Below are 12,709 nucleotides of genomic sequence, written 5' to 3'. Positions count from 1 at the left end.
GGACGGGGGGAATGCCTCCCGCCCTGCCTCCATTCTGCCGCTATTTGCATCAGCGGCCCTTCGGCAATTGAGGACAAGACATGACCGTCCCCGCCATTGAGCTCAAAGGGATTTCCAAAGCCTTTGGGCCGGTTCAGGCCAACAAAGACATTTCCATCAGCGTCGCCCCCGGCACGATCCACGGGATCATCGGTGAAAACGGTGCGGGCAAATCCACGCTGATGAGCATTCTCTACGGCTTTTACAAAGCCGATAAAGGTGAAATCTGGATCAACGGTTCCAAGACCGACATCCCCGACAGTCAGGCGGCGATCGCCGCCGGGATCGGAATGGTGTTCCAGCATTTCAAACTGGTCGAGAATTTCACTGTTCTGGAAAATATCGTTCTGGGCGCCGAGGATGGCGGACTGCTGGCTCCGTCTCTGGCCAAGGCACGAAAGGAACTGAAAGAACTCGAGGAAGAATATGAGCTGTTCGTCGATCCGGACAAACGCATCGATGAAATCGGTGTTGGAGCGCAGCAGCGCGTTGAAATCCTCAAGGCGTTGTATCGCCGGGCCGAGATTCTGATTCTGGACGAACCCACCGGTGTGCTGACGCCCTCTGAGGCCGACCAGCTGTTCCGCATCCTCGACCGTCTGAGGGCCGAGGGGAAAACGATCATCGTGATCACCCACAAACTGCGCGAGATCATGGAGAACACCGACACCGTGTCAGTCATGCGGCGCGGCCAGATGACGGCAACGGTCAAAACCGCCGAAACCAGCCCCGAGGAACTGGCCGAACTGATGGTGGGCCGCAAAGTTCTGCTGCAGGTCGACAAGGTTCCGGCCCAGCCCGGCAAGCCCATATTGGAAATCGAAAAACTGCAGGTCTTTGACACCGCGGGCGTTGAGCGCGTCAAAGGCATCGACCTAAGTGTCCGCGCCGGCGAAATTGTCGGCATCGCCGGTGTTGCAGGCAATGGCCAGTCAGAATTGCTCGAAGTTCTGGGCGGGATGCGCCCCGGATTGGGGTCGATCAAACTGAACGGTACACCTTTGGCACTTAACGGCGCAGGGTCGGACGGGCAGGCAAGACGCGCGCAACACATCGCGCATGTGCCCGAAGACCGGCAGCGTGAAGGCCTGATCATGGATTTCCACGCCTGGGAAAACGTAGCCTTCGGCTATCACCGTGATCCGGCCTACAAGCGCGGCATTTTCATGGACAACGCCGCCCTGCGCGCCGACACCGAAGCCAAGATGGAGAAATTCGACGTGCGCCCGCCGGATGGCTGGCTAGCGGCCAAGAGTTTCTCGGGCGGTAACCAGCAGAAAATCGTTGTGGCCCGCGAGATCGAGCGCAACCCAGACCTGCTGCTGGTTGGACAGCCGACCCGTGGTGTGGATATCGGCGCGATCGAGTTCATTCACAAGCAGATCGTCGCGCTACGCGACCAGGGCAAGGCGATCCTGCTGGTCTCGGTCGAGCTGGAAGAGATTTTCTCGCTTTCGGACCGGATCGCGGTGATGTTTGACGGACATATCATGGGCGAGCGTCTGCCCCATGAGACAGATGAAAAAGAACTGGGCCTGCTGATGGCCGGTGTTGCGGGAGAGGCGGCGTAACATGGAAAAAATGCCCAAATGGGCCGATGTCGTCCTGATCCCGCTGATCAGTCTGATACTGGCCGCAATTCTTTCGGCGCTTGTCATCCTCGCCATTGGTGAAAATCCGGTCGAGGCGGTGAATCTGATGGTCACCGGCGCGTTGGGATCAACCTATGGCTGGGGGTATACGCTCTACTACGCGACCAATTTCATGTTCACCGGGCTGGCGGTTGCCGTGGCATTCCATGCCCGGCTGTTCAACATCGGTGGTGAAGGTCAGGCGATGCTGGGCGGTCTTGGTGTCGCAATGGTCTGCCTCTACGTGCCTTGGCCGCACTGGAGCATCGCCTTGTTGGGCGCCTGCGCGGCCTCAATGCTGTTCGGCGCGGCATGGGCCGCTATCCCGGCTTATCTGCAGGCCAAGCGCGGCAGCCATATCGTGATCACCACGATCATGTTCAACTTTATCGCGGCCGCTTTCCTGAACTACATGCTCGTCAACGTGATGCGCCCTCAGGGGTCGCAAGATCCGGCAACGGCCCGCTTTCCCGAGGCGGTGCATCTGCCAACGTTCCAGTCGATGTTTTCGACCGCAGAAAACGTTGTGTTCCGTGGGGCGCCCGCCAATATCTCGTTCTTTGTGGCGCTGCTTGCCTGCGTTGTCGTCTGGGCGCTTATTTGGCGCACCCGGCTGGGCTATGAAATTCGCGCCTATGGACATTCCGAGACCGGCGCGGTCTATGCCGGGATTTCTCCGGTCCGCATCACTATCATTGCCATGCTCATTTCGGGCGCCTTGGCCGGTCTGATGGCCATCAACAACGTGATGGGTGAGGCGGAACGGCTGGTTCTCAACTCGACCGAGGGTGCCGGGTTCATCGGGATCGCCGTGGCGCTGATGGGCCGCTCACATCCATTCGGCGTGTTCCTGGCGGCGATCCTGTTCGGCTTCCTCTATCAGGGCGGTGCGGAACTGGCACTCTGGACATCGATCCCACGCGAGTTGATCGTCGTCATTCAGGCACTGGTGATCCTGTTCACCGGGGCGCTGGACAATATGGTTCGGATGCCGCTTGAGAAACTGTTCCTGGGTCTGCGGAAGGGGGCAGAGTGATGGAGTTTTTCGTTACACTCATCCAGGTCCTCGACTCGACCATCCGCCTGGCGACACCGCTGCTGCTGGCCTGTCTGGCGGGGCTCTACTCTGAACGAGCGGGCATTTTCGACATCGGGCTCGAGGGCAAGATGCTGATGGCCGCCTTCTTTTCGGCGGCGGTTGCCGCAGTCACCGGATCCGTGTGGCTGGGCTTGCTGGCCGGGATCGCGTCGTCACTCATCCTGTCGGGGCTGCACGGGCTGGCCTCGATCACCTTCCGGGGCAACCAATTAATCTCGGGCGTGGCAATCAACTTTCTTGCGGCCGGTATGACGGTTCTGATCGCCCAAAGCTGGTTCAAGCAGGGAGGCCGAACCCCTTCGCTGTTTGGCGGCGGGCGGTTCGAATCCGCAGAGTTCCCATATGCGATCGGCCCCGATGATGCCGAGTTGACCGGGCGTTCCGTTTCAGACCTGATGTCCGACGCGAATGCTCTGCACCTTATCTATTCTGAGCTGCTGTCCGGGCATTCGATCCTTGTTTACATCGCATTCCTGATGGTTCCGGCAACCTGGTGGGTTCTGTTCCGTACCCGTTTCGGTCTGCGCCTACGAGCCGTGGGGGAAAACCCTGCGGCGGTGGATACTGCCGGCGTTTCAGTTGTCGGTCTGCGCTATGCTGCTGTTGCCATCTGTGGCGTACTCTGCGGCATTGCTGGCGCTTATCTGGCGACTGCGTTGCAAGCCGGGTTCGTCAAGGACATGACCGCCGGGCGCGGGTTCATCGCGCTGGCTGCGCTGATCTTCGCGAAATGGCGGCCGTGGCACGCGATGTGGGCCTGCCTGCTGTTCGGTCTGCTTCAGGCGATTGCCCTGCGGTTCCAGAACATCGATCTGGGCGGCGTGGTCATCCCGGTGCAGGTCATGGACGCCCTGCCCTATATCCTGACCGTCGTCATTCTGGCCGGGTTCGTGGGCAAAGCCATCCCGCCGCGAGCCGGTGGCGAGCCTTATGTGAAGGAACGTTGATAAGTCCAGTTTCGGGCTGATTTCAGTCCTGTTCGCTGCAGAGCGGCATGCAGAGTTGATTTTGCATGCCGCAACCGTTCTAAGGGGGTATGCATGTGTTTCCAATGATAGCCAACCTCGGAGCGACCCTCGCCAGGGTGACGGAAGCATATGAACGCCTCGGGAGCGAGGCGCGAATTTTCACTCAGCCAAATCAGACTGCAGAAAGCGCGGTGAACGACCCGCTGGGCAGGCCGATATTCGCCGTGTGGCCGCAGGGCACAGCCCGTACGCACCGCATTAAAGCCTCACTACAGTGTTTTGGGACAGGTCGGGTCACGTTGCGTGATACGTCTGGACTCATCCGGTAATTCAACATGCAGATTTACCTTCCTATCGCCGAAGTCTCCGTCAATGCCTTTCTGCTGTTGGGATTGGGCGGGATGGTCGGTATCCTTTCAGGCATGTTCGGCGTTGGCGGCGGGTTCCTGATGACGCCACTGTTGTTCTTCATCGGCATCCCACCAGCCGTCGCCGTGGCAACCGAAGCCAATCAGATCGTTGCATCCTCGTTTTCAGGCGTGCTGGCCCATTTCCGACGAAGGACCGTGGACCTCAGAATGGGCACGGTCCTGTTGACCGGAGGGTTAATTGGCGCTGCGCTTGGGGTGGTGGTGTTCAACTACCTCAAAAGCCTCGGTCAAGTCGATCTTCTGGTTACGCTGTGTTACGTCGTCTTCCTTGGCGTTGTAGGCAGCCTGATGTTCATTGAAAGCCTGAACGCGCTGCGCAAATCCAAAAAGGGCGGCGGCGCACCCGCAGCGAGACGTCAGCGCGGTTGGGTCCACGCAATGCCGTTCAAGATGCGCTTTCGCACGTCAGGCCTGTATATCTCGGTCATTCCGCCAATGCTGGTGGGTCTGTGCGTCGGTGTTCTGTCCGCAATCATGGGCGTCGGCGGCGGGTTCATCATGGTCCCTGCGATGATCTACCTCCTTGGCATGCCCACCAAGGTCGTTGTCGGCACGTCGCTGTTCCAGATCATCTTCGTAACCGCCTTTACCACCATGCTGCACGCGACCACGAACTATACGGTCGATATTGTGCTGGCCGTTCTGTTATTGGTTGGCGGCGTCGTCGGCGCTCAAATCGGAACGGTGATCGGCTCGCGGATGCCTGCTGAACAATTGCGGGTACTGTTGGCGGCCCTGGTTCTTGTAGTTTGTGGCAAGCTGGCGTTGGACCTGTTGATCGAACCGTCCGAGCTCTTTTCGCTTGGTAGCGAAGGGGGGCACTGATCATGCTGAAACGCCTGACCGCCCTGTTAATCTTGTGCTGCACCCCCGCCCTTGCTGTAGATGAGCAGGTTGTTCTCGGCCTCAGTCAGGACCGGGTCGCCATTACCGCCACTTTCGATGGTTCGGAAATCCTGATCTTTGGCGCTGTCAAACGAGAAACCCCTATCCCTTCCGGCCCGCCACTTGAAGTGATCGTAGCCGTTGCCGGGCCCTCCAGCCCCGTGATGGTCCGGCGCAAGGAGCGGAGGCTGGGTATCTGGGTAAACACGGACAGTGTTCTGGTGGACCTTGCCCCCAGTTTTTACGCCGTTGCAACCAGCGCACCGCTGGATGATATTCTCTCGGATACCGAAGACCTGCGCTACAGGATATCTATCGAGCGCGCCATCCGCTCGGTCGGTGCGGCCATGCACATCCGGGGCGCGCAGGACTTCGCAGATGCCGTAATACGAATCCGCGAGGATGAGGGCCTGTACTCGATCCGCGAAAACACCGTCGCGGTAGACGAACAAACCCTGTTCCGCACCTCGATCGAAATGCCGGCCGATCTGACCGAAGGCGATTATCGGGCGCGCATCTTCTTAACCCGCGGCAAAGAAGTCATCTCGCAATTCGAAACAACCATCGACGTGCGCAAAGTGGGCCTTGAGCGGTTCCTGTTCAACATGTCCCGTCAGCAGCCGGTCTGGTATGGGTTGATGTCGCTGGTGATTGCCATTGCCGCAGGTTGGGGTGCGTCGACAGCATTCCGGCTGCTGCGTGAAAACTGAGCCTTATCCCCGGCCGATATAGGGCATCGTGGTGGCCAAAACGGTCATGAACTGAACATTGGCCTCGGGCGGCAGCTTCGCCATATGCAGAACCGACCGTGCGGCATCTTCAACAGCCATGGTCGGGTCTGGCTCTTGCCCGGCTTCGATCGCAGCATCCACTAGCCCTTGCACCATCTGCGTGCGGGCATTGCCGATATCGATCTGACCACAGGCGATCCCAAAACCCCGCCCGTCCAGTGACAGGCTTCGGGTCAAGCCAGTGATGGCATGTTTCGTCGCCGAATAATGCACCGAGTTCGGGCGCGGCACATGTGCAGCGATCGAGCCGTTATTGATGATGCGCCCGCCCTGCGGCGACTGGTGCCGCATGATCCGAAAGGCTTCGCGGGCGCACAGGAACATGCCATTCAGGTTCACGTTGACGCTTCGGTACCAGTCGTCCAGCGCGATCTCGTCAATGGTGCCGCCCGGTGCGAAAATACCCGCATTGTTAAAGAGAACGTCCAACCGACCTGCCGCATCCTGAAAAATCCTGAACGCTGTCTGGACCGCCTCGGCATTGGTCACATCCGCGACCAGAGGCACAGCGTTTTCATGCGCGGACGCCATTTGGTTCAATACGTCCGCGCTGCGGGCCAGCAAGCCGACCGTCCAGCCCTCGGCGAGGAAGAGTTCGGCCGTGGCACGTCCAATGCCCGAGCTTGCACCGGTTACGATGATGGATGTCATGTCACTTCCGCCTCCAATGTCAGCGACGCTGCGGGGATGGCACGCAGGTCATCCACGCGCAGCGGGTGGGTGGGTTTGGCCAGGCGGTTGCGCACCACCCAGATCAGCCGCTCCTGCGCGCGGGTGATGGCCACATAGGCCAGCCGTTTCCACAACGGCTGGCCAGCCTCGGTCCGGCCCATTCTGGCAGCGGCGTAAATGTCCGGAGCAAAGGCCTGCACCGTGTCCCATTGCGAGCCCTGTGCCTTGTGAATGGTCACCGCCGCGCCGTGCAGGAAGGTCGCCCCCATTCGCGCGGCGTACGGAATAAAGGGTTCTTCCTCATCCGGTTTTTCGATCTTGACGATGGACGCGGCGCTGACCTGCGGGTCTTCGGCTCCCATCACATGCAGGCGCGAAAACCCCGGTTTACGACCTGGCCCAAGATAAATAACCTGAGCGCCCTTGATCAGGCCGCGCGCCTCAAGATCCAGCCGTTTCTTGCGGTGCTTCAGCGGCAGTTCAAGGCCGTCACAGATCAGCGGCTCACCTTCCAGAAGCTCGGTATCCGGCGCACCGTGAACGTTCCGGAACGCCTGAATCAGGCGAATGCGGGTGGCGTTGCGCCAAACCAGAACCGGGCTGCGGGCCATCAGATCGACCTCGACCCGTTGCCCCCAGATCACGCGATCATCCTGCCGGGCGGTCTGTTCGACGAGACGCTCAAAATCCTCGAACCCCATCTGAGGGTCCGCAAGCGCATGAGCAAGGTCCAGAATTGGGTTGTCCGCATCCTGCCGGTGAACCCGGTGCAGGATCTGTTTGCGTGGCTCTGGCAAGCTGTCAAACACCATACTGCCGGATTGATTGACCGGGGCCAGCTGCGCCGGGTCTCCGAACAGCAGCAGTGTCGGGAAAATCTCTTGCAGGTCCTCGAACTGCCGGTCGTCCAGCATCGAGGCTTCATCGACGAACCCTATGTCCAGCGGCTCTTCCCGTCGTTTCCAGCCAGTGATGAAGTCCGACCCGCGCAATCCTGCAGCCGCCAAGGCACCTGGAATGGACTTGTTGTTCTCATAGAAAGCCGCCGCTCGGTCCAGCGCTTCGTCGGTCAGGCCCTCGATCTCGGGGCGTTCGTCGTTGCCAGCGAGCCATTCGGCGATCCGCTCATATTCCGGGTCGTAAACCGGCGTGTAAAGGATACGGTGGATCGTAGTTGCCGGGACGCCGCGCAAGCGCAATACGCTGGCGGCCTTGTTGGTGGGCGCAAGAATGGCAAGGCTGCGCTTCTCTCGTGCCTTACGGCTTTCGAAATCGCCGGACACGATCTGAACACCGGTTTCGGCCAGTGCTTTGTAAAGCTCGGCCAGAAGCAGGGTTTTCCCTGACCCCGCCTTGCCGATCACCGCCATAACGCCGGATTTTCCGGCACCCGGCAGTTTCAGCAGAGCGTCGTCATCCAGGTCAACACCGGCGGATCCCAGCATCTCGGCGATGCTGTCATAGGCGGCGGCCTGATCGTCGGAAAAGGTCACTGGGGGCAAAGACATGGCGCGACCCTACAGGGCCGCGCCAGCTATCACCAGACGCGGAATTGCGTTTTCGTCGCCCTCAGGCCGACAGGGCAAACCTGTGCTGCCTGGCGGTACCAAACGCAGTCTTGAACCAGAGCCGGGACAATTCACGCGGAATGCCCGCACGTTCGGCCACGCGGTTGCAATCTTCAGCCGAATAGGGCCAGAGCCCGACCGAAATCTGATCGCGCCCCTTCCCTTCGGACCCCAGAACAGTTGGGGACGATCCAATCAGGCGGTATATGCGGATCATCCGCGCATCAAAAACACCCGCGATGTGGGTCAGGCCGAACCCTTCCATCATCTCACCCCCGCTCAGCATAATGGCACCGGCGGTATGCGGACTTGCGGTTCGGGACAGGCAGAACCGGGTCACCTCCCAGATCAGCGGACTGTTGATCGGGGTGCCTCCGTTCAGATGACCGAACACCTCGTTGATCATAACCGGTCCGGTGGTTGGCAGGACGCGCATGGAGCCGCCATGACTGCCGTCCTCTTCTTCCCAAATGACATAGAGCGGATTCAGGTCATCATACTGATCCCGCTCCTCGCCTTTCTCGTTGACTTGAACGTCCCACCCCAACCGGGTTTTGAACTGATCCGCGCGGTCCCGGAACATCCCCTCGGCCAGATCCGGAAACTTGTGCAACTCGTCAGCATACAGATAGCGCAACATGACTTTTTTCCCCTTGTCGTCCTGTGCAGGAACGAAGGGGGTACAAAGTCATGGTTAATTTCCCGTTCGAGAGGCGTGCGCGCCTTAAACCACTATTAATCCTCGGCTGAGTGCAGTGGCGATGGCATGGGTCGTATTCTGCGCCCCAAGTTTAGCTCGGGCGCTTTCGATATAGACCCGGAGTGTGTGCTCGGAAATCGACAGCGAATGAGCGACCTGTGCCCGGCTATAGCCGAGGGCCAGCAATGTCATCGCGTCCACTTCGCGGGGCGACAGGCCACGTGGAGAGTCTGGCCGTCGATTGCTTTCGAATTCCAGAGCCTTTCTGTTGAAGTAATGCGCGATCAGGATCAGTTCACGCCCGTGCATTTCGATGAAAGCCTTCCAGGCCTCGTCGTCACAGGAGTGGTTGACCGTGAACAGAGCGAATTGGCCGTTCGGCCCCCGAATCGGGATCGAGTAGCCCTGATTGCCGACACCGTGGCTTTGGGCATCCTGCAGAAATGCTTTGGAAACCTTTCCCGACCAGTCCAGCGTTTTCCAATCGACCGGGTGGAACCGTTGAAAACAGCCCAGAATGACGGGATCGATACGATGGTAATTTCGTTCGCGATATCTTTCGGCCCACGAGTCTGGATAGGTCGTAAAACCGTACTGATCGCCAGCACCATCGACCCAATGGTATATGAGGTGTTCTACGCGCAGCCTGTCTCGCAACCGGACCGCGACATCGCTTAGTTCATCAAGCGTGTTGGTGTTTTCCAAGTCCCCCAGAACCTGGCTCATATCCAGTTTTGTTCCCATTCGCGGGCGCCCGTACCTCAGTCTTCATGGACGCAATTTCGGCCGCGGCGATCAGCTTGGTGTCATCCAACTGCTCGGCAAGCGCGATCAAACCGTTCTCAACAGCGAAGGCGTTGAGGTCCGACAAAACGTCCAGTATCCACTCATTTTGCGCCATCAGGGTCTCTCCGAAACGGTTAACGAAGGGTTAACACAACCATAACATGTGCAAAGTTTTTCAGGCTATTCACTGGTTTCTACTCCCCAAAAAAAGCGATGCGTCAAGGCATAAGTAGCTGAAATCATTAAGCATCCCACGAGAAACAAAGCACCCGCGAACCGTATGGCCGATTCGCGGGTGCAAGTGTTAATAATTTTGAGCGGGTTAGTCGCGTGCGTCCAGAACTTCTTCCAGAGTGCGCATTCCCGTCCGCGGTGCCTGAACCAGTACAGACATGTTGCCCGGTTTATGCTCGTTGCGCAGCATCTTCATATGCGCCTCGGGCAGGTCGTTCCAGGTGAACACTTCGGACATACATGGATCCAAGCGGCGCTCCACCATCAGCTTGTTTGCCGCAGCGGCTTGTTTCAGATGCGCAAAGTGCGAGCCCTGCAGACGTTTCTGGTGCATCCACATGTACCGCACGTCAAACGTCAGGTTATATCCGGTGGTACCGGCGCAGATTACGACCATGCCGCCTTTTTTCACCACAAAGGTCGAAACCGGGAAGGTGCTTTCACCTGGATGTTCGAACACCAGGTCGACATTCACACCCTTGCCGGTGATGTCCCAGATGGCCTTGCCGAATTTGCGGGCCTCTTTAAACCACTCAGCATATTCCGGCGTGTTCACCGTCGGCAGCTGACCCCAGCAATTGAAATCCTTGCGGTTGAGAACGCCTTTGGCGCCCAGCCCCATGACAAAGTCACGCTTGCTTTCGTCCGAGATCACACCAATCGCGTTGGCGCCAGCCGTGTTGATCAACTGGATCGCATAAGAGCCCAGACCGCCCGATGCGCCCCAGACCAGAACGTTCTGACCCGGCTTCAGGTCGTGCGGCTCATGCCCGAACAGCATCCGATAAGCAGTCGCCAGTGTCAGGGTGTAGCAGGCGCTTTCTTCCCAGGTCAGGTGCTTGGGGCGCGGCATCAGTTGCTGAGCCTGAACATTAGTGAACTGCGCGAACGATCCGTCGGGTGTTTCATAACCCCAGATGCGCTGGCTGGGCGAATACATCGGGTCGCCGCCGTTGCATTCCTCATCATCGCCGTCGTCCTGGTTGCAGTGGATCACCACCTCATCGCCCACTTTCCAGCGGGTAACTTTGGAACCAACTGCCCAAACGATGCCTGACGCATCCGAGCCGGCAATGTGATAGGGGGCTTTGTGCCCGTCAAAGGGCGAAATCGGCTTACCCAGCGAGGCCCAGACGCCGTTGTAGTTGACGCCTGCCGCCATCACCAGAACCAGCACCTCGTGGCTGTCCAGCTCCGGCACATCAACCACTTCCAGCTGCATGGCCGTGTTCGGCTCGCCATGGCGCTCTTTGCGGATGGCCCACGCGTACATTTGTTTCGGGACATATCCCATTGGGGGGATTTCACCCATCTCATAGAGGTCTTTTTCCGGTGCCTCGTACGACGCGATGCCGCTGTCGGTGTCCAGAGCCATGTTGGCCTCCTTTATCTATACATTTGCCGCGACGCAGAATCGCTTGCATTAACCGATGGAATATTGGCCTTCGAGAAATATTGCAATAGATTTTCGGTTCGTTTTGTAATTTTATGACCCAGCGGACGCAGAAATTTCCTTTGCACCCGCAGCATCCCCGCCACCGGAACTCAGAGGAGCCGAGGCCGCATAGTAGTGTAGCAGATCAACCCGTTGGCCGGATTGCGATATTTTTCCATTGCTTCGCTTTAGTATCCGGCGCTCGACCAGTTGATCGATGGCAGCCTCGATTGAGGCCCGGTTCGCTGCGTCAGAAACTCCGTCGCGTTGCATAAGGCCGGCAATCAGGTCGATGGCTTCAGCTTCGGGCAATTCCCCCTGATCCTGCACCAGCCAACACGCCGCGGGCGCGGGCACCAGCGGAATGGCGTCACTGATACATGCCATCAGATCGCGGGCCAGATCGGTCATCAGATCACGCTTGTGGTCCGCCCGAAATGCCCGCAGAGAAATCGGCAGCCCGTACCGGACCGACGCCAACCCGAAACGTTTGTATCGCCCTATCACCCGCCGCCAGATTTGCTTGAGGATCCATCTGGTGATCACCCCGATTCTGGCGCGAAACCGGCGTTCGCTGCCAAGCGCGGCCCGCGTCAGGATCGTATCTTCTAAAACCCGGTCATAGTTCAGCGCCACTGGTACGAACACGACATCGCGGCCGTCCTCTGCAGTTCCGTCAATTATGTACTTGAGCAGCCCGAGTTTCGGACGGCCTAAAGCACCGGTCAGGCTTAACCCGCCTTCGGGAAACATGGCCTGAGTCACCCCGGCCTCGGTCGCATGGCGCACATAGCAGGCCAGAACCTGACGATACAGATCGCTGCCAGACTTACGGCGAATAAAATACGCTCCCATAGCCCGGATCAGGCGGCTGAGTGGCCAGACCCGGGCCCATTCGCCCACCGCGTATGACAAGGCGGATTGCTGCGCGGCCAAGTACGTGACCAGAACATAATCCATATTGCTGCGATGGTTCATGACAAACACGACCGTTGCGTCCGGATCGATGGCTTTCAACGCATCTTCATCCGTGTAACTGAGGCGCACGTCATAAAATGCATTGCTCAGCATACGGGCGAGGCGAATGGCGATACTAAAATAAGCAACGGCCGAGAAGGACGGAACGATCTCGCGCGCATAGCGCCGCGCCTGCTCAAAGGCGACGCCTTCCGGTATGCCCTTCTCTTGCGCATGAGTTTGCACCGCCTGCCCGACCTGAGGGTCGTAGATCAGCCGCTGAATCATATCGTGGCGCCGCGCCAGCTTGAACGGCTGGATGGGCCGCTGCAGCCGGTTGTTCAGGCGTTTCACGGCCCTCTCAAGGCGACGCCGAAAGAACCATCGCACCGACGGGAACAGAAAATGCGAGGCCAGAGTGATCATGGCAAACACCACGATCAGCAAAAACAGCCAAAGCGGAAGTTCCACGGTCTGAGTCATGCATGCACCCTGCCACCAAACATTAATCCC

Annotated in this window: 11 protein-coding genes; 5 read left to right on the top strand and 6 right to left on the bottom strand. The window is 58.8% G+C overall.

Annotated features, from left to right (window positions below; genetic code table 11):
• Nucleotides 1–80 precede the first annotated feature (80 nt).
• From GOX66_RS10455 to GOX66_RS10435, 5 genes are all read left to right on the top strand, one after another.
• On the top strand, nucleotides 81–1,610 hold the full coding sequence (locus GOX66_RS10455) for an ABC transporter ATP-binding protein (protein ID WP_170762314.1): 1,530 nt from the start codon (nucleotides 81–83) through the stop codon (nucleotides 1,608–1,610).
• Between the two features lies 1 nt (nucleotide 1,611).
• On the top strand, nucleotides 1,612–2,706 hold the full coding sequence (locus GOX66_RS10450; RefSeq protein ID WP_170762312.1) for an ABC transporter permease: 1,095 nt from the start codon (nucleotides 1,612–1,614) through the stop codon (nucleotides 2,704–2,706).
• The gene (locus GOX66_RS10445; protein WP_170762310.1) at nucleotides 2,706–3,716 is read left to right on the top strand and encodes an ABC transporter permease; all 1,011 of its coding nucleotides are present in this window, start codon (nucleotides 2,706–2,708) and stop codon (nucleotides 3,714–3,716) included. The genes GOX66_RS10450 and GOX66_RS10445 overlap by 1 nt, the downstream gene beginning before the upstream one ends.
• Before the next feature lie 356 nt (nucleotides 3,717–4,072).
• Nucleotides 4,073–4,993 carry a sulfite exporter TauE/SafE family protein gene (locus tag GOX66_RS10440; RefSeq protein ID WP_170762308.1) on the top strand — a complete coding sequence of 307 codons (921 nt, stop codon included), beginning with the start codon at nucleotides 4,073–4,075 and terminating at the stop codon, nucleotides 4,991–4,993.
• A 2-nt stretch (nucleotides 4,994–4,995) separates the two neighbouring features.
• The gene (locus GOX66_RS10435) at nucleotides 4,996–5,763 is read left to right on the top strand and encodes a TIGR02186 family protein (protein WP_170762306.1); all 768 of its coding nucleotides are present in this window, start codon (nucleotides 4,996–4,998) and stop codon (nucleotides 5,761–5,763) included.
• A 3-nt stretch (nucleotides 5,764–5,766) separates the two neighbouring features.
• On the opposite strand, the gene GOX66_RS10430 is transcribed toward GOX66_RS10435, so the two are convergent.
• The 6 genes from GOX66_RS10430 to GOX66_RS10405 form a co-directional block, all read right to left on the bottom strand.
• The gene (locus GOX66_RS10430) at nucleotides 5,767–6,495 is read right to left on the bottom strand and encodes an SDR family oxidoreductase (protein ID WP_170762304.1); all 729 of its coding nucleotides are present in this window, start codon (nucleotides 6,493–6,495) and stop codon (nucleotides 5,767–5,769) included.
• Complete coding sequence (locus tag GOX66_RS10425; RefSeq protein ID WP_170762302.1) at nucleotides 6,492–8,024, bottom strand: ATP-dependent DNA helicase; 1,533 nt, start codon at nucleotides 8,022–8,024, stop codon at nucleotides 6,492–6,494. The genes GOX66_RS10430 and GOX66_RS10425 overlap by 4 nt, the downstream gene beginning before the upstream one ends.
• A 61-nt stretch (nucleotides 8,025–8,085) precedes the next feature.
• Nucleotides 8,086–8,724 (bottom strand): acyl-homoserine-lactone synthase, encoded by a 639-nt coding sequence (locus GOX66_RS10420; RefSeq protein WP_170762300.1) that lies wholly within the window; start codon nucleotides 8,722–8,724, stop codon nucleotides 8,086–8,088.
• 84 nt (nucleotides 8,725–8,808) lie between these two features.
• The gene (locus tag GOX66_RS10415) at nucleotides 8,809–9,528 is read right to left on the bottom strand and encodes a helix-turn-helix transcriptional regulator (RefSeq protein WP_170762298.1); all 720 of its coding nucleotides are present in this window, start codon (nucleotides 9,526–9,528) and stop codon (nucleotides 8,809–8,811) included.
• A gap of 364 nt (nucleotides 9,529–9,892) precedes the next feature.
• A complete protein-coding gene (ccrA, locus tag GOX66_RS10410) occupies nucleotides 9,893–11,179 on the bottom strand; it encodes a crotonyl-CoA carboxylase/reductase (RefSeq protein ID WP_170762296.1) in 1,287 nt (428 codons plus the stop codon).
• Between the two features lie 111 nt (nucleotides 11,180–11,290).
• Nucleotides 11,291–12,679, bottom strand: a complete 1,389-nt coding sequence (locus GOX66_RS10405; protein WP_170762294.1) for a 1-acyl-sn-glycerol-3-phosphate acyltransferase — start codon at nucleotides 12,677–12,679, stop codon at nucleotides 11,291–11,293.
• Between the last annotated feature and the right edge of the window lie 30 nt (nucleotides 12,680–12,709).

Source organism: Ruegeria lacuscaerulensis (genome assembly GCF_013031245.1).
In the GTDB taxonomy this organism is placed as follows: Bacteria; Pseudomonadota; Alphaproteobacteria; order Rhodobacterales; family Rhodobacteraceae; genus Ruegeria; species Ruegeria lacuscaerulensis_C.
Note: the sequence above shows the minus strand (reverse complement) of the source record. Positions and strands in the feature narration are given on the sequence as shown.

Bases quoted from the DNA above. Each gene is read 5' to 3' on its own strand.
- GOX66_RS10445 (WP_170762310.1), top strand. From the start codon at position 2,706: ATGGAGTTTTTCGTTACACTCATCCAGGTCCTCGACTCGACCATCCGC.
- GOX66_RS10420 (WP_170762300.1), bottom strand. From the start codon at position 8,724: ATGTTGCGCTATCTGTATGCTGACGAGTTGCACAAGTTTCCGGATCTG.
- GOX66_RS10430 (WP_170762304.1), bottom strand. From the start codon at position 6,495: ATGACATCCATCATCGTAACCGGTGCAAGCTCGGGCATTGGACGTGCC.
- GOX66_RS10435 (WP_170762306.1), top strand. From the start codon at position 4,996: ATGCTGAAACGCCTGACCGCCCTGTTAATCTTGTGCTGCACCCCCGCC.
- GOX66_RS10455 (WP_170762314.1), top strand. From the start codon at position 81: ATGACCGTCCCCGCCATTGAGCTCAAAGGGATTTCCAAAGCCTTTGGG.
- ccrA (WP_170762296.1), bottom strand. From the start codon at position 11,179: ATGGCTCTGGACACCGACAGCGGCATCGCGTCGTACGAGGCACCGGAA.
- GOX66_RS10450 (WP_170762312.1), top strand. From the start codon at position 1,612: ATGGAAAAAATGCCCAAATGGGCCGATGTCGTCCTGATCCCGCTGATC.
- GOX66_RS10425 (WP_170762302.1), bottom strand. From the start codon at position 8,024: ATGTCTTTGCCCCCAGTGACCTTTTCCGACGATCAGGCCGCCGCCTAT.
- GOX66_RS10405 (WP_170762294.1), bottom strand. From the start codon at position 12,679: ATGACTCAGACCGTGGAACTTCCGCTTTGGCTGTTTTTGCTGATCGTG.
- GOX66_RS10415 (WP_170762298.1), bottom strand. From the start codon at position 9,528: ATGGGAACAAAACTGGATATGAGCCAGGTTCTGGGGGACTTGGAAAAC.
- GOX66_RS10440 (WP_170762308.1), top strand. From the start codon at position 4,073: ATGCAGATTTACCTTCCTATCGCCGAAGTCTCCGTCAATGCCTTTCTG.